This is a genomic window from Spirosoma terrae, assembly GCF_010435915.1.
GTDB lineage: Bacteria > Bacteroidota > Bacteroidia > Cytophagales > Spirosomataceae > Spirosoma > Spirosoma terrae.
Genome location: NZ_JAAFZH010000010.1, coordinates 138350 through 160332, shown reverse-complemented (window position 1 = coordinate 160332; position 21983 = coordinate 138350). Strand labels below are relative to the sequence as shown.

The 21983-nt window shown below is 45.7% G+C and carries 23 protein-coding genes and 1 tRNA gene; 15 read left to right on the top strand and 9 right to left on the bottom strand.

The annotated features are described in order from the left end of the window. Nucleotides 1-5: 5 nt before the first annotated feature. Entirely contained in the window at nucleotides 6-812 is an 807-nt protein-coding gene (locus GK108_RS20505) for a GntR family transcriptional regulator (protein WP_163952571.1), read from the bottom strand. A gap of 360 nt (nucleotides 813-1172) precedes the next feature. On the opposite strand from GK108_RS20505, the gene GK108_RS20500 reads away from it, so the two are divergent. Together GK108_RS20500 and GK108_RS20495 are read left to right on the top strand one after the other, a co-directional pair. Further along, entirely contained in the window at nucleotides 1173-2036 is an 864-nt protein-coding gene (locus GK108_RS20500) for an SDR family oxidoreductase (protein WP_163952568.1), read from the top strand. Nucleotides 2037-2091: 55 nt separating this feature from the next. Then, entirely contained in the window at nucleotides 2092-3006 is a 915-nt protein-coding gene (locus tag GK108_RS20495) for a helix-turn-helix domain-containing protein (protein WP_163952566.1), read from the top strand. 114 nt (nucleotides 3007-3120) lie between these two features. On the opposite strand, the gene GK108_RS20490 is transcribed toward GK108_RS20495, so the two are convergent. Beyond that, nucleotides 3121-3969 carry a hypothetical protein gene (locus GK108_RS20490; protein ID WP_163952564.1) on the bottom strand — a complete coding sequence of 283 codons (849 nt, stop codon included), beginning with the start codon at nucleotides 3967-3969 and terminating at the stop codon, nucleotides 3121-3123. Between the two features lie 280 nt (nucleotides 3970-4249). On the opposite strand from GK108_RS20490, the gene GK108_RS20485 reads away from it, so the two are divergent. Together GK108_RS20485 and GK108_RS20480 are read left to right on the top strand one after the other, a co-directional pair. Continuing rightward, on the top strand, nucleotides 4250-5713 hold the full coding sequence (locus GK108_RS20485) for a BNR-4 repeat-containing protein (protein ID WP_163952561.1): 1464 nt from the start codon (nucleotides 4250-4252) through the stop codon (nucleotides 5711-5713). A 189-nt stretch (nucleotides 5714-5902) separates the two neighbouring features. Beyond that, nucleotides 5903-7945 (top strand): thioredoxin domain-containing protein, encoded by a 2043-nt coding sequence (locus GK108_RS20480; protein WP_163952559.1) that lies wholly within the window; start codon nucleotides 5903-5905, stop codon nucleotides 7943-7945. Between the two features lie 61 nt (nucleotides 7946-8006). On the opposite strand, the gene GK108_RS20475 is transcribed toward GK108_RS20480, so the two are convergent. Further along, the gene (locus tag GK108_RS20475; protein ID WP_163952557.1) at nucleotides 8007-8462 is read right to left on the bottom strand and encodes a secondary thiamine-phosphate synthase enzyme YjbQ; all 456 of its coding nucleotides are present in this window, start codon (nucleotides 8460-8462) and stop codon (nucleotides 8007-8009) included. A 36-nt stretch (nucleotides 8463-8498) separates the two neighbouring features. Then, nucleotides 8499-9104, bottom strand: coding sequence for a crossover junction endodeoxyribonuclease RuvC (gene ruvC / locus GK108_RS20470; protein WP_163952555.1), 606 nt, complete (start codon nucleotides 9102-9104; stop codon nucleotides 8499-8501). Between the two features lie 47 nt (nucleotides 9105-9151). On the opposite strand from ruvC, the gene GK108_RS20465 reads away from it, so the two are divergent. From GK108_RS20465 to GK108_RS20435, 7 genes are all read left to right on the top strand, one after another. Beyond that, complete coding sequence (locus tag GK108_RS20465; RefSeq protein ID WP_163952731.1) at nucleotides 9152-10114, top strand: lysylphosphatidylglycerol synthase domain-containing protein; 963 nt, start codon at nucleotides 9152-9154, stop codon at nucleotides 10112-10114. Then, nucleotides 10111-11229, top strand: a complete 1119-nt coding sequence (locus tag GK108_RS20460; RefSeq protein ID WP_163952553.1) for a glycosyltransferase — start codon at nucleotides 10111-10113, stop codon at nucleotides 11227-11229. Before GK108_RS20465 ends, GK108_RS20460 begins: the two co-directional genes overlap by 4 nt. A gap of 130 nt (nucleotides 11230-11359) precedes the next feature. Next, a complete protein-coding gene (locus GK108_RS20455) occupies nucleotides 11360-12007 on the top strand; it encodes a polysaccharide deacetylase family protein (protein ID WP_163952551.1) in 648 nt (215 codons plus the stop codon). After that, nucleotides 11994-12998: a glycosyltransferase gene (locus GK108_RS20450; protein WP_163952549.1), complete on the top strand. Its 1005-nt coding sequence runs from the start codon at nucleotides 11994-11996 to the stop codon at nucleotides 12996-12998. Before GK108_RS20455 ends, GK108_RS20450 begins: the two co-directional genes overlap by 14 nt. 56 nt (nucleotides 12999-13054) lie before the next feature. Beyond that, nucleotides 13055-13876, top strand: coding sequence for a TatD family hydrolase (locus GK108_RS20445; protein WP_163952547.1), 822 nt, complete (start codon nucleotides 13055-13057; stop codon nucleotides 13874-13876). A 63-nt stretch (nucleotides 13877-13939) separates the two neighbouring features. Beyond that, nucleotides 13940-15007, top strand: a complete 1068-nt coding sequence (locus tag GK108_RS20440) for an asparaginase (protein ID WP_163952545.1) — start codon at nucleotides 13940-13942, stop codon at nucleotides 15005-15007. A gap of 64 nt (nucleotides 15008-15071) precedes the next feature. Continuing rightward, nucleotides 15072-15158 (top strand) — tRNA-Ser (locus GK108_RS20435). Nucleotides 15159-15891: 733 nt separating this feature from the next. Here the strand turns inward: GK108_RS20435 and GK108_RS31415 are convergent. After that, nucleotides 15892-16023: a hypothetical protein gene (locus GK108_RS31415; protein ID WP_262887444.1), complete on the bottom strand. Its 132-nt coding sequence runs from the start codon at nucleotides 16021-16023 to the stop codon at nucleotides 15892-15894. A 148-nt stretch (nucleotides 16024-16171) separates the two neighbouring features. Then, a complete protein-coding gene (locus GK108_RS20425; RefSeq protein WP_163952544.1) occupies nucleotides 16172-16705 on the bottom strand; it encodes a TetR/AcrR family transcriptional regulator in 534 nt (177 codons plus the stop codon). Nucleotides 16706-17939: 1234 nt separating this feature from the next. Between GK108_RS20425 and GK108_RS20420 the strand changes: the two genes are divergently transcribed. Further along, entirely contained in the window at nucleotides 17940-18269 is a 330-nt protein-coding gene (locus GK108_RS20420) for a hypothetical protein (protein ID WP_163952542.1), read from the top strand. A gap of 9 nt (nucleotides 18270-18278) precedes the next feature. On the opposite strand, the gene GK108_RS20415 is transcribed toward GK108_RS20420, so the two are convergent. The 3 genes from GK108_RS20415 to GK108_RS20405 form a co-directional block, all read right to left on the bottom strand. Beyond that, nucleotides 18279-18545 (bottom strand): hypothetical protein, encoded by a 267-nt coding sequence (locus tag GK108_RS20415; RefSeq protein WP_163952540.1) that lies wholly within the window; start codon nucleotides 18543-18545, stop codon nucleotides 18279-18281. Between the two features lie 183 nt (nucleotides 18546-18728). Further along, nucleotides 18729-19073 (bottom strand): LytTR family DNA-binding domain-containing protein, encoded by a 345-nt coding sequence (locus GK108_RS20410; RefSeq protein WP_163952538.1) that lies wholly within the window; start codon nucleotides 19071-19073, stop codon nucleotides 18729-18731. A 275-nt stretch (nucleotides 19074-19348) separates the two neighbouring features. Further along, on the bottom strand, nucleotides 19349-19567 hold the full coding sequence (locus GK108_RS20405; protein WP_163952536.1) for a hypothetical protein: 219 nt from the start codon (nucleotides 19565-19567) through the stop codon (nucleotides 19349-19351). 454 nt (nucleotides 19568-20021) lie between these two features. Here GK108_RS20405 and GK108_RS31560 point away from each other — a divergent pair, with 454 nt between their 5' ends. The 3 genes from GK108_RS31560 to GK108_RS20390 all read left to right on the top strand — a co-directional run bounded on the left by GK108_RS31560 (nucleotide 20022) and on the right by GK108_RS20390 (nucleotide 21562). Continuing rightward, nucleotides 20022-20219 carry a YodC family protein gene (locus GK108_RS31560; RefSeq protein WP_163952534.1) on the top strand — a complete coding sequence of 66 codons (198 nt, stop codon included), beginning with the start codon at nucleotides 20022-20024 and terminating at the stop codon, nucleotides 20217-20219. Nucleotides 20220-20240: 21 nt separating this feature from the next. Continuing rightward, nucleotides 20241-20663 carry a hypothetical protein gene (locus tag GK108_RS20395; RefSeq protein ID WP_163952532.1) on the top strand — a complete coding sequence of 141 codons (423 nt, stop codon included), beginning with the start codon at nucleotides 20241-20243 and terminating at the stop codon, nucleotides 20661-20663. A gap of 653 nt (nucleotides 20664-21316) precedes the next feature. Next, nucleotides 21317-21562, top strand: a complete 246-nt coding sequence (locus GK108_RS20390) for a hypothetical protein (protein ID WP_163952530.1) — start codon at nucleotides 21317-21319, stop codon at nucleotides 21560-21562. Nucleotides 21563-21983 lie beyond the last annotated feature (421 nt).

The window sequence follows — 21983 nt, the reverse complement described above, 5'->3', positions numbered from 1 at the left end:
GGTAATCAGTTTATGTCAGGAAACGGATTGACTTGTCGGGGTGCATGCTCTGGATTGGCGATGACGGCAAATTTGTATTTGTCGCCGTGGTAATATGACTGCTCAATTTCTACAATCTGGTCACCTTCGCAAATCACCGCACTATCGAGGACAAACACCGGTGTGGGTTTGCTCAGGTCGAAGTTAGTGGTGTTGGGCTCCAGGATTTTAACCCCCAGTGTTTGCTGGACTTCCATGATTTTCAGACGGTAGTTGTCCTCATACACTTTGAAGTACGAAATCTCCGTTGGTACCCGATTAATTTTGGGGCAAAGCGTCAGGGAAATGTACTTGACTTCATCTTTAATCAGCAGCTCGTCGGCGTAGCGAAGCTGATGGAGTTTCATAACGGGTCCGGCAATGATAAAATGCCGACCGTTTATTTCGGACGAAACGCCATCCGGAAGAACCGTTTTTTCGAGCACGATATTTTTGGGCGTAAATCCTTCGGCAATCAGGCTGTCGTGGAAACCGCGTCGGGTGGCATAAATAGAGCCGAGCGTACGTAGCAGGTGATGGTCTTCAGTGCGGTTCAGTACGTAGGTTCCTTTGCCTTTGATCCGACGCGCCCAGCCTTTCGATTCAATTTCGAGTAAGGTTTTCCGGGCGGTGGTGTTGCTGATGTTAAACGTCTTGATTAGCTCATTTTCAGACGGAATCTGGTCGCCGGGCTGTAATTCACCTGTTTTTATTTTATCGATAATCAATTCACTCAGCGCAATAAACTTTGCCTTGTCGACTCGGAGTTCAGGGGTTACTTCTTCTTTTTTCATTCAGCTCAGTTGATCTACTACATGATTGGTGTGTGGTCGGTGTCTGTTGTAGATTCTGTTAACAAATATACCTGGTTCGTAAATATACGGGTTCATTTCAGGATTAGTGCTGATTGGGCTTAATCCATGGTAGTGGTAGTAACATTCCTATAGTGATGAATAGTTGTATGGTGTTGCGGAAAGGGGAATATTCACCGTCAGTCGTCGCCTTCCTGTGAGAGAAAAACTGTTTTGTCAACTCAGTCGGGCGTTGATGGAACAGGTAGCAAATAGTTAATTCGACTACAAGATTCACAAATCTGGATACGTATCTATCATGACATAAGCTGACCTTTATGCCAACCAAAACAGAGTACTACCATGATTTTAGTAACCGGAGCTACCGGCCAGCTAGGGGCCGCCGTTATTCACCAGCTACTGCAAAAAGTACCCTCTAGTCAGATTGCTGCCTTTGTGCGAGACGAAACAAAAGCCGCTAATTTAAGCAAACAGGGTATAACGATACGTAAGGGGGATTATAATGATATCAATGCCCTTAACTATGCCATGCAGGGTATTAACACCGTCTTGTTGGTCGCAGGAACGGATGAAGAAAATCGAGTGAGCCAACATCAGCATGTTGTGGATGCCGCCAAGAAAGCAGCTGTTCAACGAATCGCTTACACAAGCCGGGCAATGAAAGACCCTGCTACGTTGGTTAACCAATTAATGAAAGGACATTTTCAAACCGAGGAGTACATCGTAGCAAGTGGATTGACTTATACCCTATTTCGAAACATTCTCTATATGGATGCTATTCCCCAGTTTGTGGGCGGGAATGCTGTTTTTGAGCGTGGCATCGATCTGCCGGCTGGGCAGGGCCGCGTTGCTCTGGCGCTACGAAGCGAAATGGGTGAAGCCATCGCGAATGCTCTTGTGGCGAGCCATGAAGGCAACACAACGTATTGGTTAACAGGTAGTGAGTCGTACTCGTTTTATGACATAGCTGCTGCCTTAACCAAGCTATCCGGCCAGTCGGTTGTCTACTCACCCGCTGAGCCAGCCACGTTTGATGCCCAACTAATCAAGCGGGGTTTGCCCGCTATACTAGCTGGGCGGATCACTGGATTTATCACTGACATTGCTAACGGGCAGGAAGACCTGGTAAGCCCTGATCTGGAAAGATTGCTGGGCCGAAAGCCGACGACACTCCTTGATGGGTTGAGATTGTTATATGGCCTGTAAGCCAAACGCCTTATCTTTACTTTGACGAAAATTAAGGCCGTAAACCCATCAACTAATGCCTGCCAAGCTGATCTACCGGGTAGAAACTATAGCTGCCTATCATCAACTGGTTAATCTTCCCCCGCCGACTCATCCACTCATTAGTGTAGTTCGGTTCGAAGATAGTAAACGAGGGAAAGGAGAGAAGCCCCAGAGCCTTATCAATAATTTTTACTCAATTGCGCTGAAACGCAATTTCAACGGTCAACTGAACTATGGCCAGCAGCCCTATGATTTCCAGGAAGGGGTGATGGTTTTTCTGGCTCCCGGCCAAGTGCTTTCGGTTTCGGATGATGAAGTACACGACCATACGGGTTGGTTGTTAATGATTCACCCCGATTTTCTATGGGGGTCCTCCCTGGCTAAACGAATTCGAGGGTACGAGTTTTTCGACTACTCCATTCGGGAAGCCCTGTTTTTGTCAGCCACGGAGGAGTTAATGGTCGTTGACCTCATCCAGCAGATTCAGCGTGAATATCAAACGCCTATTGACAAGTTCAGTCAGAGCATCATCAGTGCTCAACTCGAAGTACTGCTCAACTATTCTGACCGGTTTTACCAGCGGCAGTTTATTACCCGTAAGATCGTCAATCACGAATTTCTGGACCGGTTCGAGGCTTTGCTGGAGGCTTATTTTAGTGGTGATGAACTGATGAAAACGGGTTTGCCAACGGTGGGTTATATGGCCCAACAACTCAATTTGTCGCCTACTTACCTAAGCAGTTTGCTAAAAACGCTGACCGGGCGAAACACCCAGCACCATATTCATGATAAACTCATCGATAAGGCTAAAGAGCTGCTGTCAACAACTACCTTATCGATTAGTGAGATTGCTTTTAGACTAGGTTTCGAGCATCCGCAATCGTTTAGCAAATTGTTTAAGACCAAGACTGATTCATCTCCGGTAATGTTCCGCGATTCATTCCATTAAAAAGAGCTGAATTTTTGACTGGCTAAGTTGTTTATTATCAACGGTATGGGTACTTCTTTGCCTGCGTATAGAATTTATATTCTCATAAAAGCTACCACGTAAGACAAACGTTGCTCATTGATACGTATCGGGAAAGCGGTTGGACAAGTTCAACAAATTAAGCGCCATTAGATAGGGTAAGATGAATGGGAAAGCCGGTATGGATACCAAATAAGTAGCAATCTCGATTGGTTCGAAAGAAATTGATGGAAGTATGCTCAGCAGAGCGCCAACTAAACTGAACAGTTTATAGAGAAGACAAGCTCTGGGTTTGAACCAACCAACCGACTGCAACGCAAGGACAAAAGCTGCCGTAGACAAATAAAAGAGTGCTACTTCTATTCCACTAATCCAGGTAAAGAGGGCACGCATGGCCAAGTACCAATCTGGTCTTTTGGCAATTGAAGCTGCCGAAAAGTTGGTAAACGATTCGACTAAAAAGCTCCCCCAATAAGCCATATTGGCAATAAATAAAGGCAGAGCGATGGTTATTCCTAGCAAACCCAATAACCAATAGTGCCTTTCACCGTGCTGGCGGAGTTTGTTGGCTAACAGGGTAAATCCAATCGTGATCAGTATGCCCCCTGCTATCAGCAGTGCATAACGGAGCCGTTGTTCGGTAGCGGTAGCCACCCATTCAGGTATGGAGGTAGGTGGAGGCCCCATTCCGGCAAAACTGGTAAAACCGATCCAGGGAATAATTACCAATAGCGCAATGGTACCGATTTGCTTTTGCTCAGGGTTGGGATTTTTGAAGCAATTCTTTCCCAAATGCCAGACGGCACTGGCCATCATAACTGTATGGACTAGCCAGATTGGTAGATAATGTTGGGGTTTGCTGTGCCCAAGGCCAAGGGCTATTGCAGCGGCTAAGAATGGTACCAGAGTAAGATAGAAGCGGATAAGCGCTTGTCGATTGGTCATGACGAGATAGAATGGAAAATTCAGCTAATCCTCGAAATACTCGGTTACGGATCAATTTCTATATGTATGCTTCAAACCCGCAATACGTACAAAAGCTTTTCACAAGGCTTCAACCAACGAACGGTAACGCCCTTTTGCAAAGCTCATATATCGTAAGCATATAGGTTCGTTTCATAAAGCTACATAGGTAGAAATCGTTAGCCGAGCAGTTTTTATCAGGTGGTCGACCAATAGAAACCAGGCCGACTGCATACAGACTCATTTTACCATTCACTATTGCATGATAATCTTACGTAGCCTGGTAGCCTGCCTATACTTTTTAATCCTTCATTCGGTGCAGGCTCAGGATAAAGCCGAGACGCTCAATCAGAAAGCAAACGGTTACAGGGGTATCTGGTATTTTATTGGGCCAACAAAAAATGAATTTGCCTACAAGTACAGTGGTGGGCTTGGGACGTATCCGGCCAATCATTACCCTTTTTCGGTGTACGCGCCGGCCGTTAATCAGACTTTTTTTTGCTTTGGTGGCGTAACGGACTCTACATCGCGTGAGTTGTGTCATATGGTTGGCGTCTTCGATCATAATACTGGGAAGGTGTCGCGACCGACGCTGTTGCTGAATAAAGCAACCGACGACGCCCATGATAATCCGGTTATACAACTAGATAGTAAAGGCTATGTCTGGGTGTTTTCTACGTCGCACGGCACCGAACGACCTTCGTTCATCCATCGGAGCCGTAAGCCATACGACATCCGTTCGTTCGACAAAATCGACGCTACGCGGCTGGACAAGCAGGGCAATCGGGTGCCATTCGACAACTTTTCGTATGTACAGACGTATTATCAGCCCGAACATGGTTTCTTAAACCTAATGACCCATTATGACCGGGGCGTATTGGTGTATGGTGCAAACAAGCCGCGTCGAACTATTTCGTTTATTACCAGTCCCGATGGCGTTACGTGGTCGGACTGGAAGGATATTGGGACGATTGAAGAAGGCCATTATCAGACCAGCGGGCAATGGCGTACTAAAATTGGCAGTGCTTTCAATTATCACCCGAATACGAAAGTAGGAGCAGGGCTTGATTATCGCACCAACCTCTACTACGTCGAAACGAGCGATTTTGGACGTAGCTGGCATACCGCTAATGGAAAACCTGTATCGCTTCCACTGGCCGACGTAACCAATGCAGCGCTGGTGAAGGATTACAAAAACCTTGGGCTGAATGTATACGTCAGCGACGTGAATTACGATGCATCCGGGCGTCCTATCATTCTGTATATCACTAGCAAAGGACCGGACCCTGGCTCTGCCAACGGTCCGCATGAGTGGCATACAGCGTATTGGACGGGTACAACTTGGGCAATTGAGTCTGTTGCTCAGTCGGACCATAACTATGATATGGGCTCATTATATGTTGAAGGCAATCGCTGGCGGATTATTGGGCCTATCTCTTCGGGACCGCAACCTTACGGGACTGGTGGTGATTTACAGATGCTGGAGAGTACAGACCAGGGTAAACAGTGGAAAGTCGTCAAAGCTGTGACCCAAAATCCTCATCGGAATCAGGCCTATCCTCGTCGGCCAGTGGCGGCACATCCAGGTTTTTATGCGTTCTGGGCGGACGGAAATGCACGAAAGCCATCCGCTTCATTTCTGTATTTCTGTGATAAAGACGGACGCGTTTTCCAATTACCCGCTGAGATGAAAGCTGATTTCGAGAAACCGATTCCCGTAAAATGATCCTGAACAAGGTTTTGGGAAGTTCGCGTGGTATTTGTGGTAATTTTGCCCCCTTCTGAACATTTTTCGCCCGTTCAGCGATATAGAATAAGCTGTCTGTTGGTAGAATAGCTTCATTTTTTTGTCATCAATACCACAGTTACTACGTGGCTGGTGTTCCTGAATACGCCGGAAAAGAGTACAGACCATATGCCTAATCAACTTATATACGAAACGAGTCCTTACTTACTCCAGCATGCACACAATCCGGTTGACTGGTATCCGTGGGGCGAAGAAGCGCTGAACAAAGCTATCGAAGAAGACAAACCAATTCTGGTTAGCATTGGTTACTCGGCCTGTCACTGGTGTCATGTGATGGAACGGGAATCGTTCGAGAAAGAGGAGATTGCGCACGTAATGAATGAGAAATTCGTCTGCATCAAAGTGGATCGCGAAGAACGTCCGGATGTCGATGCGATTTATATGGATGCTGTTCAGGCGATGGGTGTGCAGGGAGGCTGGCCGCTGAATGTGTTTCTGATGCCTGACGCCAAACCGTTCTACGGCGTTACGTATCTGCCGCCCCGTAATTGGGTGAATCTGCTGGCGAGTATCAGTGATGCGTATCAGGAGCACCGTGGCGATCTGGAGCAGTCGGCTGAAGGGTTTGCGCGGGAGCTGAACCTGACCGATGCCGATCGCTATGGTTTGGCGCAAAACGACCCGCTGTTTTCGCCGGAAAGTCTGGACGTACTGTATCGGAAGGTCATTGTTAAGGCGGATGACGAAAAAGGCGGTATGAACCGGGCTCCCAAATTCCCAATCCCCAGTATCTGGCGTTTTCTGCTACGTTATTACGATGCTACCCTGGCTTCTGGCGAAGGAAACGAAGCCGCACTACGTCAGGTAGAGTTGACGCTGGATCGGATGGCGCTGGGCGGTATTTATGATCAGTTGGGCGGAGGGTTTGCCCGCTACTCTACCGACGCCGACTGGTTTGCCCCCCATTTTGAGAAGATGCTCTATGACAACGGACAGCTCTTGACGCTCTATTCCGAAGCCTATAGCCTGACCAAAAGTCCGTTGTATCGACACGTGGTTTACCAAACCATTGCCTTTGCTCAGCGCGAACTGCTAAGTCCCGAAGGTGGTTTTTATTCAGCCCTAGATGCCGATAGTGAGGGGGTAGAGGGAAAGTTTTATACGTTTACAACCACCGAGCTGAAAGAAATTCTGGGTGACGATTACAAGTGGTTTGCCGATCTCTACTCAATAAGCGAAGAGGGAAACTGGGAACACGGCAGAAATATACTTCACCGCACTGAATCCGACGAGTCGTTTGCGGAGCGGATGAGCTGGTCGATCAGCGATTTAAACGTACGACTGGATGCTACGCATACCCGCTTGCTACGTGTCCGGAACGAACGGATCAGGCCTGGCCTGGATGATAAAATCCTGTGTTCGTGGAACGGGCTGATGCTGAAAGGCCTGGCCACGGCTTACCGTGTCTTTAACGAGCCTGAGTTCCTGACTCTGGCGCTACGTTTGGCTTATTTTCTGATGAAGAAAATGCGAGATAGCCGGAACGGGCGACTGTGGCATACCTATAAGGCGGGGCGTGCGCGTCAGGCCGGTTTTCTGGACGACTATGCCGCCGTGATCGATGGATTGCTGGCACTTTATCAGGCTACGTTTACGGAAAGTTGGCTTACCGAAGCCGATCAGTTGACGCAATACGTACTGACTAATTTTGCCGATCCCGATCCATCGGCGGATGATTTGCTGTTTTTTACGGATAAGAATGGCGAAGAGTTGATTGCCCGGCGGAAAGAGCTGTTCGATAACGTTATCCCAGCCTCGAATTCCATGATGGCCGAAAATTTATACGTACTGAGTCTGTTACTGGAACGATCGGCCTATGCCGAGCGGGCCGATCGAATGCTGGGTCGTGTGCAGCCGTTGGTTCAGCAAAATGCTGATTATCTGACCAACTGGGCGGCACAGTTTGCTCTTCGCGTTCGTCCAACGGCCGAAATAGCAATTGTTGGTCCCGAAGCCGACTCGTTACGTATTGAATTAGATGCTGAATTTTACCCCAATAAAGTGCTGTCGGGTACAACCGAGAAAAGCGATCTGCCTCTATTGCAACAACGCGGCCCAATCGACGGAAAAACAGCCGTCTATGTATGTTACAACCGCGCCTGCCAACTGCCAGTAACCAGCGTAGCCGAAGTCTGGCAAATGCTGAAGTAAATCAGTTTATGGTTTGTGGTTTATAGTTTATGGTGGCTGACGCGAGACACTTGCTGGCGCGTCAGCCACTATAAACCACAAACCATAAACTAATACCCTTCCCCCAGGCCGTCAGAACCAGCGTTCGGCGGCCACCGTCGTTGCGGTGTTCACCCAGGTAGATCCCTTGCCACGTACCCAGGTTTAGACGTCCGTTGGTGATCGGAATCGTGACGGAATGGCCGAGCATGGCGGCTTTCAGATGAGCGGGCATATCGTCGGAGCCTTCGTAGTCATGTTGATAATAAGGCTCATTTTCGGGGACTGCTTTATTGAAAAAGCGCTCAAAGTCGCCCCGAACGGTCGGATCGGCGTTTTCATTGATGGTAAGGCTGGCCGATGTATGCTGAATAAAGACATGCAGCAAGCCTACCTTAATGGCGGATAAGTCCCTGAACTCCCGCTCGATCGTACGAGTAATCAGATGAAACCCACGGGAATAGGCAGGGAGATGAATTGTTTGCTGAAACGTAGGCATACCAGTAAGCAAGAAAGTATCGACGCTGCCGGCTGGCTACATAATCCGGTTCGAGTTTTCGCTGACAAAAGCGCCCCAGGCGCCTTTTTTAGTTTTTTTACTTGAAACGGTTGGTAGCGCATTTTCATGAAAATGATGGCACACGGCAATGGCCAGCGCATCCGTAGCATCGAAAAACTTAGGTTCCAGTTTTTCGCCAAGCAGGGTGCTAACCATTTGAGATACCTGATCTTTCGACGCATTTCCGTTGCCCGTCACCGACTGTTTGATCCGTCGCGGTGCATATTCAACAATCGGAATATTGCGCGATAAGGCTGCGGCCATGACCACGCCCTGAGCGCGGCCCAGTTTCAGCATGGCCTGGACATTTTTACCGAAGAACGGATCTTCGATAGCCATTTCATCGGGATGGTATTCGTCGATCAGGCGGAGGATGGTTTCGTGAAGTTTCTGGAGCTTCAACTGGTAGGTTGTATATTTGCTCAGTTGAACAACGCCATACTGCATCATGCTCATGGCTCCCGCTTTCACTGAAATAATACCGTAACCGGCAACCTGCGTACCTGGGTCGACACCCAAAATGATTTTTTCGGGTGTTGAGCTTTCGGAACGGTTATTGGCGGATGGGGGAGTAGCAATCATGGGTTTGGCTTTGGGCTCTTTACAAAAGTAACGTGTTCTTATACGTTTTGTCGCTGAAACTGTCTAAAAAAATCATCGTTTGGGGTAAAATTGTGGTTTTGGTCGTATTAGTAGCGTATATCGCTCACGTCATACGAAATCAGAACTTCAATTGGGGCGTCGTGCAGCAACAGGTTCGGACGGTACGTCAGCCCGGCAAGTGGGCTATTGCTTTACTTTTGTTGACCCCAGTGAACTGGGGGTTCGAAGCACTGAAATGGCAAATCCTGCTCCAACGGCTGGATCGTGTTACGTTCTGGAGTGCCTATCAAGGCGTGTTAGCGGGTGTGTCGCTGGGGTTTGCGTTGCCCGCCCAGCTTGGCGATACGGCAGGCCGAGTACTGTCGCTACGTACTAACCGGGCAAGCGCAGTGGGCGCATCGCTGGTGTCAGGCGGGATGCAGTTCTACGTCGCTCTGGTGTTCGGGGCGTTCGCCTGGATGCATCATCTGGCTAGTTTACCGGATCGAAATACAAGCGCGGGACGTTTGTTACTGGCCGTATTACTGATTCTGTCTGCTTTGGGGATTGTATTTGGCATGATACGTCGACCATTGATTGGCTGGTTAGAACGAAAGGTGCGGAACCGAACGTTCGCTACGTACTGGACTATAGCTGGGCAATACACTAATCAGGAAATAGGCTGGGCGCTCATGGCCGCAACCTTACGTTACGTTATTTTTTCAACGCAATTTTACCTGGCTCTTCGATTATTGGGAATTGATCTGCCATTAGACATTGCTGCTTCGGGGATCGGGCTTGTTTTTTTAGTGAAAACGATGACGCCTGCGTTTAATTTACTGAGTGATCTGGGCGTACGGGAGGCTGCATCTCTTTGGGTTTTTGCGCCCTTTGCGATTCCGGCTCCTGTGCTGTTGATGGCTACCCTGACCCTATGGCTCACCAACGTATTAATGCCAGTGCTGGTCGGATTAATTTGGGTATGGAAACTGAAATGGACCGCTGAATGACTATAATGCTCCTGGCGGTTAGCCTTTTATACGCGTTTTTTACGATTGTTCTCTGGGTGACGTGGCTCAGAATTCCTTCATTAAAATCTGCATCGAATTTGGCTGCGGGACCCCGTATCACGGTAATTATACCCGTCCGGAACGAAGCCGAAAACATTCTTCCGTTGCTGGACGATCTCAAAGCACAGACATACACAAATTTTGACGTCATCGTTGCTGACGATTCATCGACTGATGATACGTTACGTATTGTGCAGGCGTATGCTAGCACCGTTACGTTTCTCCGGGTATTGCCCTTAGCCGATGAGCGATCCCAATCGCCCAAGAAACGAGCCATTACGCAGAGCATTACAGTAGCCAGCGGTGATCTGATTGTTACGACCGATGGCGATTGTCGGGTGGGGAGCCAATGGTTGGCGTCTATTGCGGGCTTTTATCAGAAAACTGGCGCCAAACTAATTTCTGGCCCCGTTACGTTTACGGCAGAACGTACCGTTTTTGACTACCTGCAAACCGTTGAATTTTCCAGCCTGATTGGCTCAGGAGCCTGTACGATGGCACTGGGTTCGCCAACGATGTGTAATGGAGCCAACCTTTGTTATGAAAAAAAGGTCTTTACGGAAGTAGGCGGTTTTACAGGTGTCGATCATATTGCCTCGGGCGACGATGAGTTCCTGCTTCATAAGATTGCGGATCGCTATCCGGACGGTGTGCAGTTTTTGAAATGTGCTGAAGCTATCGTTCAGACCCAGCCGCATTCCTCGCTACAATCTTTTTACTATCAGCGGAAACGGTGGGCCAGCAAATGGCGTACATACCAGAGTTGGGTGCCGATGATACTGGCCGTTTTTATTTTTTTGAGTAATGCGGCCCCAGTGGTTGCCGTAGTCGGATGGTTGCTCAATTTTTTAGACGGAAGCACGGCAATTTTCGTTGTTGTGCTGAAGGTGATACCGGAGTTTTTGTTTTTACGTCAGGTTCTTGTTTTTTTACAAAAAAATAAGTCTGTCGTCTTTATCCCACTGACGCAATTGGTTTATCCGTTCTACGTTGTGTTCTTCGGATTGGCTGCCCAGGGAAAGGGGTATCAGTGGAAAGGAAGGAAGCTGACTTAAGTAAATTGTGGTTTTGTCGTTCCTGGTTTATTGCTGATGGTTCTATGCGTCGTCTGTTTTATAAAAAGTGCTGTAAGCAAAAAACGTAAACTAAATCGATTGATTAGTAAACCATAAACTAAAAAAGGCTTTGTCTTTCTTTCTACATAAATCAAATTTCCTGCTTCGGACGGTCTATCCAGAGTTTTGGTGGAAGATTGATGAGGAAGCTGATCCCACAATTTATCTGACGTTTGACGACGGACCCATCCCGGATGTAACCGAATTTGTTCTCGAACAATTGGATAAATACGCGGCTCAGGCAACATTTTTCTGCATTGGCGATAACGTGCGGAAGCACCGGGACGTATTGTATAAAGTGCTTGAGGCAGGGCATATGGTCGGTAATCATACGTTTAATCACCTTAACGGCTGGAAAACGGACGATAACGTCTATCTGGAAAATATCCAAAAATGCCAGGAGCAGCTCGGCGTAGAAACGTCGCTGTTTCGACCTCCCTACGGACGTATCAAAAAAACACAGGCGGCTCAGGTTATCGAAAATTATTCCATCGTCATGTGGGACGTATTGACGGGTGATTTCGACCGGAAACTACCCGCTGATGTGTGTCTGCGTAAAACAATTCATTATACGCATTCGGGCTCCATCGTTGTCTTTCATGACAGCCTGAAAGCGTGGCCGACTATGCGCTACGTTCTGCCGCGAATGCTGGCCTATTTCGCCGAACGGGGTTATTCGTTTCGGGCCGTACCGCAACCCGTTTATGCTGGATACTGACCGGACGCCCTTGATCAGCATTCTTGTTGCCGCCCGAAACGAAGAAGAATCGATCATAAACTGTCTGGAAGCGATTGAGCGGCTGGATTATCCGATTAATCGTGTCGAAGTGCTAATCGGCAATGACCAGTCGACAGATCGTACGGCTGCATTGGTGAATGAGTTTAGCGCTGATAAGCCGTGGTTTCGACTTATTGAGATTCTACCAGGCAGCGGAGCACTACGTGGGAAGACAAACGTACTAGCCCAACTGGCTAAGCAGGCGCGCGGTCAGTTTTTTTTCTTTACCGATGCCGACACCACGGTATCAACCAACTGGCTTGCGGCTATGAGTCATTATTTGAGGGAGAACACCGGGGTCGTGACCGGCATTACGTTACCCGATGGCCCGACGTTATTTCACAAACTGCAAGCCATCGATTGGCTGTATAATCTGACACTGACCCATTTACTGAGCCTGTTTGGTCAGCCCGTTACGGCAATGGGAAACAACATGGCGGTGAGCCGAAAAGCGTATGATGCCGTTGGTGGCTATGAGTCGATCCCTTTTTCGGTGGTAGAAGACTACGGTTTATTTCAGGCTATCGTTAAGAAAAAGTATTCCTTCCGAAACCTGCTGGATAAGGAAGTGCTGGCCCAAACGAAGCCTGTTGAGACAATGCACGCGTTTTTGCAGCAACGAAAGCGCTGGATGCACGGGGCCATGCAACTGCCGGCCTGGATGGTAACAGCGCTTTATGGTCAATATCTGGCAGCACCCTTCCTGTTGTTGCTGAGTTTCTTTTTTCCATGGCTGGCTATTGGTTTATACGCTACGAAGATTTTTTTTCAAACGCTGATTATTTCGTTTGGTATTAGCCGTCTGAACCAAGCCCGGTTGTGGCCCTATGGATTGCTTTTTGAGCCCTATTTGCTATTTATTGGCCCATTGTCCGTTCTGTATTATTTTCTGCCGACACGAATTAATTGGAAAGGAAGAACGTATCAATAAGGGTAGGTTAGCTTGGTAAATAACGCTAACTAGCATCAACGGATATTAGGATTACAATGGTTTTAATTGACACCCACGCTCATATTTACGATCCGCAATACGTCGACGAGTCCCATCCGGATGGGCGTGAGGACATGCTGGCTCGGGCCGAAAAAGAGCAGATCAGCCAAATTTGGATGCCAAACTGCGCTCGTGAAACCGTAGATAGTATGATGGCTCTGGCTAATCAATACCCAGACCGATGTTTGCCCATGATGGGTTTGCATCCCGCTTACGTCAACGATACGGTCGAGGATGAGTTACGATCGGTTGAAAGCCTTCTGAATGAAAACGCTTTTATGGGCGTTGGCGAAATTGGACTGGACTTTTATTGGGACATGACGTACGTTGAGCAACAATTCGTCGCGTTCGAAACGCAATTGCGCTGGGCTTCCGAACAAAAGCTGCCCGTGTCGATGCACACACGGTCGGGGCACGAACGTAATGCCTTTGCCGAAGCTGCCGATCTGATCGAAAACCTAGCCCTGCCCAATCTGACCGGTATTTTTCACTGTTTTGTCGGGACCCTGGACGAAGCGAATCGTGCCATTGAGATGGGTTTCAAGCTGGGGATCGGTGGGGTAAGTACATTTAAGAATGGCGGTCTGGATAAGGTATTGCCGCATGTTGGTCTGGATCATATAGTGCTCGAAACTGATGCACCTTATCTGGCTCCGGTTCCCTACCGGGGCAAACGTAACGAACCCGCCTACCTGCGTTTAATTGCACAACGTATTGCCGATCTGAAGCAGATCAGCATCGATGATGTAGCCCGACATACCACCGCTAACGCATTATCTTTATTGCCAGCTCTGTATGCCAACTTACTGCCTAGATGAGAGAACATCTGGCGTAGGTTGCCTAACTAATTATCAACAAACTATTCTAATTAATACCACTGAATGCCTTATCAAACTGTCAAAATCAAGCCCACTTTAGCGAAACAGCAACCTTCTGTATTGGTCATTTATACGGGTGGGACGTTCGGAATGGTCTATGATCCCAAAGCGAGCCAATTAATTCCCTTCAATTTTGAACAGGTGCTGGATCGGGTACCGGAGCTAAATCGCCTTGATTTTGAGATTACCATACTTTCTCTAAACGAAGTTATCGACTCGTCGAACATGAAACCCGCCGTCTGGATTGAGCTGGCTCGTTTGATTGAGAAAAATTATGACCTCTACGATAGTTTCGTTATACTGCATGGCACAGACACCATGTCGTATACCGCTTCAGCCTTGAGTTATATGCTCATTGGGCTGAACAAACCAGTCATTCTGACCGGAGCCCAGTTGCCCATCGGTACGGCCCGTACCGATGCCCGTGAAAATTTTATAACGGCGCTGGAGATTGCCGCTGCGCAGGAGGAAGGCAGGCCTATCGTGCCCGAAGTGTGCGTGTATTTTAACTCTCTGTTGTTGCGTGGCAATCGGTCGACGAAGCACGAAAGTGTTCAGTTTAACGCGTTTGCGTCGGAGAATTACCCACATCTGGCCACTGCTGGTGTTAGCATTGATTATAATCGACCTTTTATTCGCGCTTATGATCCTAATGCCTCGTTACGTATCCGGGCAGTGATGGATACGAACGTAACGATACTGAAGTTGTTTCCGGGCATTACGCAAGCCGTTGTAGAATCGATTGTGAATATACCCAAGTTGCGAGGCCTGGTGCTGGAGACATTTGGAGCCGGTAACGCACCGACCGACAGCTGGTTTTTAGATACGCTGAAAGAAGCGATTGACCGGGGCGTTGTCATCTTCAATGTATCGCAGTGTAGTGGAGGCCGGGTGACGCAGGGGCGTTATCAAACCAGCAAGATGATGCAGCAGATAGGAGTGGTTAGCGGTGCCGACATCACAACTGAAGCGGCCATTACCAAACTGATGATTCTGTTGGGTCGTGAACAAGACCCCATACAAGTTCGCTTGTTATTGGCGAAATCCATGAGTGGTGAAATGAGCGAATAATTTTTGCGTCTTCTTTATTGCGTTGTAGGAGGTAATCGTGCATATTTGCACTCCCAAACGACGAAGAGAGCTGCCGGAGTGGTCGAACGGGTCTGATTCGAAATCAGAAGTACTCGCAAGGGTACCGGGGGTTCGAATCCCTCGCTCTCTGCAATGAGCTGTTGTTTAAGCCAAGGTGCCCAATACACACATGTATTGGGCTTTTTTTTTTCGTTTTTATTCTCAAAAACGAAATAAGCTGGATAGGAACTGTTGCTTAATAGATGCAAATAAGGCTAATTCCCAGATCTTAGTTTTATTTAGTCAAAACAGGGTTGTACTGATTTATCGTACTCCAAGCAATACCTTCTTCAGATTCCCTTTTTCCTTGATGATGAGATACAAGAGATAGGGTGCAAAAACGATAATTCCTATTATTGAAGCTACTAATCCAACTATAATGGAGCTAGTGGAGAATTTATCTCGCCAGACGATCCACAGCCCTGACAGTACTAAATAGCAGCTGAAATCGAGATTAAATTGACCATTCCAATTGACAGATTGTATGTTGTACAAAAATACGCCTAATAGATCTGTACCGTCATTTTTGAATGCTAAGCCTGTGTAAACGAGTACTAGAACGGTTTGTACAATGAGTAAGCCTTTCAGGAAATTATTATTCTCCATGTTCAATTTTTGAATTAATTTTTTGCCGGTTTCCAAAGTGGACCTACGGCGATAAGAAGCACAATGATGTTAAAAAATGCATTTGACGTATTACCGGAGGCAATGCTACCTGCGCTATCTAAAAAAAACCACGCCAGAACGCCTGCCAATACAGCCTTCCTTACTTCATCGGGGGCTTTTTCATAGACTAATTTTTGCAGAAACCAGATGCAAACACCCTACCCAAACAGGAAGCCGCCAGTTAAAGCCGACAAAAATCGTGTGGTAGGTGCTTCGTAGTTCTGCACCCCATCGAGCGGCAAACTCAACAAATCCAACGTCCATCTGGCCGGCTCGGATGTAGGTAGCATTGTGCCTAAAAAGAAAATCGGTCCAAAAGACCCGATTACTAGGGCTGTAATTTTTAGATAGGCTTTGTGGGCATTGTGCGTCATTGATGAAACTTTTCGCAAACGTAATGACGCCGTTGCCTATATTTTAGACGCTACCGTACAATGCCTATTCAAAGTATTGGGCTATTTTTTTTAAATTGGTAAAATACTCGCTAAGCCATTCGGTATTTAGAGTGTTGTAGTTAATCTGAAGAAAGAAATTTTCTAAAGCCAGCTCAAAAAGCCCTTCTAACTGTTTACGGCTAAGCGTTACATTTAAGTCTTTCTTCCAAAGCTCTATAAACCCCTGACCAATAATTTGATTAGACTGTACCAGCGTTTTTTTATAGGGGCTGACTTCCTGTTTAATGCGAAGCTGGCGGTTAAATAACAGGTCTATTTTGTGTTCTACTAAAATAGCGATCAAATCAGGGTCGATTTTTTTGGCATTGTTTTCCTTTTCACCAATCACTGCTGATTGTGATAAGTGGTAGTCCAGCAAATGATTAATAAAGATTCCCATCTCCGCAAAATGGTGATAGAATGAAGACTTACTTATTTTGAGCTTCTTTGCCAATGTCTCGACTTTAAGCGCTACGTCACCTGAAATAGCAAAAATTTCATACCCGGCCTTTATCCAGATTTCTTTCGCTGGTGTCATTCTGTTTAGTATTGTCTGCTTCAAATATAAAGCTCGCTCACAAAGAAGATACAGGATGAGCAAATTCGCTGTCTAGACTATATATTCTCAAACTCTCGTAGGATTTACAGTACAGTAGTAATTTTACAGCTAAATCCCATTACCGGCGCTCGTCGTGCATACGGACACTAGGCTGTGACCGGAAAACTGTCGGTTTATGGTCTATTATTCGCCAATTCACGCTATTTGTAAGCTGCTTGATACAGACAAAAAAAAGACAGGTGGCTGGAGGGAATTGATTACTTGAAAAGTTGGGTCTTTGGTGTTTGTAACAGTTAAATATGGGCCTAAAAATAATTATCTGCTGTTGCTGGCTGTCTTTTACTATGCTCGTGTGTTAACTAGGAGCTTAAGTGCCTTCTTCGCTTAAGCCTTGATGTAAACGGCTTAAATTCACCGTTAGAGAGTACATATCTACTGTCATTCGACACTCTTCATGAAACAGGTTATAGTATAAATAATACTTTAAATTTATATAAGCCAATAAATACATTGATAAAATATTAACTTATATAAATAATTATATGAGTTAATATTTTATATATACATTTGTTCAGTTCATTAGTTGGTTACGCTAATTGAACGTAAAGGACAACACATACAGCCAGACTGCTTTGCGGTCTGGCTTGTTTTCTTATATATTTTATAAGTCTAATACGCACTTGACGTAGCCCGTCAGCTTGCTTACCGCAACGTATATACTACAAGGTTGGGTACAACTAAACTGTAGGTAATAGCCTATTTTTAGTTTCTGCCGTATTTGTTATGTTTTAGTGTGACACTTAGGTGTGTAAACGGCAAGCCAGATTCTCATTGAGTCTGGCTTCTTTGTTAGCGGTTATATCTTTTCTGCCCAGATGGATAAAACACGCGTGATACGTCTCCATTCCCTCATTTATCAAAAACAATTGGCTGTTTCGCCAAGGTTTATTTATTGACTTTATGGTCAGGTTTCAACTCACTTTCCTTTAAAGCCAGAGGGGTCTATATTGCCCTTACGTAAAACGCTGCATGCTATATTGATGAAATAAGCTTAGCACAATCGTGTTCAGGCTTGTGCTTTGAAATGAGCTGAATTCTGCCGATCCATAAATTCTAGGTTGTTTTTCTAAAGGTGTTGGTGCTAATGTTGTACTTTGTTTTCCGCATTAGTTATTATAGCCACACCAGTATGTCTATTGCGTTTATCTGTCCTATGAAATATCGCCATGAACTACCTCCTGATGTATTAAGCTGGCAAGAGCTATACGAAATATTTGTAAAAGCGGGTCAGGCCCATGCTGTTGAGGTGACTTATTCCTACGAGGTGAAAGCACGCCAGAAAGGGGTAATTATGGAAATGTATCGTTATCAAATGGCGTACGTTGAGGAAAAGCTGTCGGAAGAAGTAACAACCGGAAAATTGATGCTTTGCCTGGAAGAGTGGGATCTGATTTATAACGTAATACTAAGCTATCCTAAACCGCTGCCGTTTGACTTAGTGGAGAAAGTAAGAAAACTACGCGCCATAGCCAGTCGCTGTTAAACGTATTAATCAGTAGGCTCTTACACTTTTTAATAGCTGCCTGGCTCGACTGGCCTGATGCTGCAAATGCTCCACAATGATTGCGTATTGTGTAATTACCTCGCCAATAGAGAAATCCTTTTCGGGAATTTTGATTTCTGTGAGCTGATCAGACAAAACAACCCGTAATTCATCGACTAGTTTGACGACTACAGTGCCATCCGCTATCACTACGTCTGCCACAAAAGGTAATTGTTGCGTTGTCTGGACGTTACGAGTTAGTAAAGGAGTTTGCATGCCCTACATACGGATAATAGATGGGAGTAGATGTTTATTATTAGGTCAGACTGAAAAATTTTAGTCAATTGCTCTACTTTTTTTGAGCACAACACTACCTGAATAATTTACTGGATCAGCCTGGATGGCAGGAGACGTAGCAGCAATTCCGAGCTACTTTTGGTTGTGGAACTCGCCAGCCTTTTAAGCATAGACAACAGTCGATTGGGGTTGAAGGTGGTTTCTAACCTTGACCTTTAAACGTCGTGATACGTCCAGCCGCATGTTGTTTTTCATGATCACATAACCGCCCGAGTTTTTAATGGCTGGAAGATGATAGTGATAAATTTGGGCAGTATTGATCAGGCTGGCTTTATGGATACGTATTAACGACGGAAACTGGTCCGAAAACCATTTGAGAGTACGGCTGTGGAGCTGGGTTGTCCCATTGGTGTAATGAATATAGCTATAGTTGATAGAGGCCGTAATAGCTATAATTTTATCGAGGCATAATTGATGTCTGACACCGGCAGCATGAATGGAGCTCATGTAGAATATATGGTTGGATCGTGGATACGTCAATTTATATATATATTGAATTACTGATTGAGGTAGATTGAAAAGATACTATACTTTGTTTATTGGTTAATATTATTTTATCAAAATAGTATATTGGTAATAAATGAAGTGTAGAGCCAATTATGCGCTAGCTGGCACATCAGGCTAACTAACTAACTACCGTATCCAGGTTAATGAAGCAAAATGACGTAGTATGACCGTTTTAGTGGGAAGGACACAATTACGAACGTGATCACTTTAGTAGGTCAATCGCTAATAACAACATACTGATTCCAGCAGGTACGACACCGATAGGCTTTCAAGGGCAGGAAGCGGGAAAACAGGCGAGCTATCGATGACCGGGGTATTCGTTCATTGTTGATTTTACGGCATTTGGGGCAGCGCATTGACAAGCTGATATGCAGATATAAATAAACAAGAAGGCCAATCAGAATCAGGCCAGAAGCGAGATAAAATAGAATCATGGACTGGTAAAGTAAACGTATTATAGAAATTACTCGCTCGTCAATAACATTATCGCTGGCACTTGCCTTGAGTGTATGTTGGCATCGTATGCGTAACGTAATACATACCCATGATACGTTTGTGACTGTTTATTAAACTGCTTATTCCGATAAATAAATTACAGTTAACACACCGGGTTGTATCGTTAAATTGTTGTGCAACTTTGACAATAGAGTAACCCGGAAGCCCTTAGGTTTCTACTGTGATTTGTTGAAAGTAAAAGTGGATGATTCATTGAAAGTCGCTGCCTGCTGGGAAGCGGCTTTTTTGTTTTTGCAGGCCGACATAAATCGTCGACGCTGGAAACGTTCTCCGGGCGGGGGAGGGTACTGTCTACAATCGAAACGGTAGAAATAGAGATACCGTGGCTTATTCGATTGTCTGATTGATACATAGTAACGGTTAAGAATAGCAATGGAAGCCAGCAAGATAAAAACGGGAGATTTGGTGATGTTAAACTCAGGCGGACCAATAATGACTGTCAATGGGTTTATCAGTAATCAGGTAATGTGCGTATGGTTTGATAAGGAGAATGGATTATACCATCATAAATCAGCGCAGTTTTATCCCGCAGCCCTGAAGCCAGTAGAACCAGCGTCTGTTGAAAATTAATACCGCTGTTATTTATCCCTTATGAAAGCTACTGTACATACGTTTTTTAAGTTTGCCTGTGGGGTAATGATGATGGCCTGCAGGCAAAAGCCGCAACCTTGTACGTTTGCTCACCAGATTGATGTGAATTCGGACTGTTATGCGGGGCAGGGATTAGCGTTAACCGCATCCGACTATGGTGATTCGCCGGATGGGTTTGAGTGGAATGTGATTGCCCTTAAAGATACGTCGGAAAGCTGGGGCTGGACGCCAAATGACAAGAAACTAGCTATTCAGGGGATTAACAAATTTACTATTCCTGATAGCCTGGTTAGTGCTTCCCAAGGATTGATCGTGAAGGTTATTACAACTTGCCAGGCCCAACAAAAACATTCCAGGTTTTATGCCCTAACCAGGAGTCAATCAGCAACAGGCAACTGTTACGTTTGGCGAAAGAGGTCCTGAGTCGACTTATTACAGCATTGTTCAGCAGGCGCACTAGAAAAATCAATCTATTGCGCTTTTTTGTTTATATAGGATCGGGGAACGTATTAGTTTTGACGTCATGCTTAAGCGCAAACGACATTTTGATCCAGTTGTCGCGGTAACTTGGATAGTAGTGATAATCATCGCACTGGCCCTGGGGACATGGCTATTGTGGTTAGTTTTTAAATAACTGCGTACACAGTCGGAGCAGTGAGATTGAACGCCCTATCTATTTAACTGATTTTTAGTCCGTGTTAATTTTTGATTATAATTACTTAAGTATAAATACAGTCTGCTATTTCGCTAGTAGCTTTGCTGGACAATAAGAAATCGCACCGTAATGGTAAAACATAAAATCGCTATTTACGATCCTACGTCAGCAATAACCTGGTTCAGTGTATTACTGATATCCGTGCTGTACTTGGGTTTGATACTTAAATTCCTATTCTAATTATAGACAGTTTAACCCCCGTTCATACAAGGCGAACGGGTTTCAGGTAGTGCTTTTAATCCCCTCCGACGCTGTTGGTGGGGATTTTTGTTGTCTGCCGGATAATCAATTCGCCCGTCGAGGGATGTACTACGTTCTTTGATGTTGAGTAAATTCGTTCTACAGCCTAATTGAGAAAACCATGCTTCCTCTTGTCATTCGCGTTGTCGGTGTACTTCTGATCGTGGGCATCCTGGTAGCGATCTATCGAAAATTTAGCTTTCGAAAACGATGCCCGGCCTGTGGCTATGACGATCCTAATCGGGTTCCCCGGAGAGGTATTTACAAACAGCTACCCGTTAAAGCGTATGTATGCACACGCTGCCGTAATCATTTTTACAAGGTGCAACTGCTGACCGAAGATCCGTACGATCATAGCTTAGTTTGATTACGAGTCAAGAATTATGACGTTAGCATTAGGGGCAACCTGTCCGTTGGTGGGAAGTTGGCCGCTAACGGTTACTGTATATACCTCAGTATAAATCTGTTCGTTAAAAACGGAATGAATAACGGTATATCTCTATAGACTTCTGTGTAAAATGTTGTTGGTCAATATTTTAGATAAAATTTGGAAAAATAAAATTGGCTATTCACCTTTGTCTATCAGTTAAGCAGTGAATTGTCAGGTTTTAGCTAAACCAGCCTAAAATGTATGGACAATCAGCCGTTTTAATTGAGTCTTAGCGTTTTTAAACCATGAATACATCCCATCGGTGCTGTTGTTGCAGCTAAAGTCTTCTCCCGGATTTTTCCAATAAGCCATAGCTTGTATTGTTGGCTTCCTGTCTTTTACAGGATGAGTTCTTTAT

Coding starts and splice junctions, on each gene's coding strand:
- GK108_RS20505 (WP_163952571.1), bottom strand. CDS start 812: ATGAAAAAAGAAGAAGTAACCCCTGAACTCCGAGTCGACAAGGCAAAG.
- GK108_RS20500 (WP_163952568.1), top strand. CDS start 1,173: ATGATTTTAGTAACCGGAGCTACCGGCCAGCTAGGGGCCGCCGTTATT.
- GK108_RS20495 (WP_163952566.1), top strand. CDS start 2,092: ATGCCTGCCAAGCTGATCTACCGGGTAGAAACTATAGCTGCCTATCAT.
- GK108_RS20490 (WP_163952564.1), bottom strand. CDS start 3,969: ATGACCAATCGACAAGCGCTTATCCGCTTCTATCTTACTCTGGTACCA.
- GK108_RS20485 (WP_163952561.1), top strand. CDS start 4,250: ATGATAATCTTACGTAGCCTGGTAGCCTGCCTATACTTTTTAATCCTT.
- GK108_RS20480 (WP_163952559.1), top strand. CDS start 5,903: ATGCCTAATCAACTTATATACGAAACGAGTCCTTACTTACTCCAGCAT.
- GK108_RS20475 (WP_163952557.1), bottom strand. CDS start 8,462: ATGCCTACGTTTCAGCAAACAATTCATCTCCCTGCCTATTCCCGTGGG.
- ruvC (WP_163952555.1), bottom strand. CDS start 9,104: ATGATTGCTACTCCCCCATCCGCCAATAACCGTTCCGAAAGCTCAACA.
- GK108_RS20460 (WP_163952553.1), top strand. CDS start 10,111: ATGACTATAATGCTCCTGGCGGTTAGCCTTTTATACGCGTTTTTTACG.
- GK108_RS20450 (WP_163952549.1), top strand. CDS start 11,994: ATGCTGGATACTGACCGGACGCCCTTGATCAGCATTCTTGTTGCCGCC.
- GK108_RS20445 (WP_163952547.1), top strand. CDS start 13,055: ATGGTTTTAATTGACACCCACGCTCATATTTACGATCCGCAATACGTC.
- GK108_RS20440 (WP_163952545.1), top strand. CDS start 13,940: ATGCCTTATCAAACTGTCAAAATCAAGCCCACTTTAGCGAAACAGCAA.
- GK108_RS31415 (WP_262887444.1), bottom strand. CDS start 16,023: ATGCTACCTACATCCGAGCCGGCCAGATGGACGTTGGATTTGTTGAGT.
- GK108_RS20425 (WP_163952544.1), bottom strand. CDS start 16,705: ATGACACCAGCGAAAGAAATCTGGATAAAGGCCGGGTATGAAATTTTT.
- GK108_RS20420 (WP_163952542.1), top strand. CDS start 17,940: ATGAAATATCGCCATGAACTACCTCCTGATGTATTAAGCTGGCAAGAG.
- GK108_RS20415 (WP_163952540.1), bottom strand. CDS start 18,545: ATGCAAACTCCTTTACTAACTCGTAACGTCCAGACAACGCAACAATTA.
- GK108_RS20410 (WP_163952538.1), bottom strand. CDS start 19,073: ATGAGCTCCATTCATGCTGCCGGTGTCAGACATCAATTATGCCTCGAT.
- GK108_RS20405 (WP_163952536.1), bottom strand. CDS start 19,567: ATGATTCTATTTTATCTCGCTTCTGGCCTGATTCTGATTGGCCTTCTT.
- GK108_RS31560 (WP_163952534.1), top strand. CDS start 20,022: ATGGAAGCCAGCAAGATAAAAACGGGAGATTTGGTGATGTTAAACTCA.
- GK108_RS20395 (WP_163952532.1), top strand. CDS start 20,241: ATGAAAGCTACTGTACATACGTTTTTTAAGTTTGCCTGTGGGGTAATG.
- GK108_RS20390 (WP_163952530.1), top strand. CDS start 21,317: ATGCTTCCTCTTGTCATTCGCGTTGTCGGTGTACTTCTGATCGTGGGC.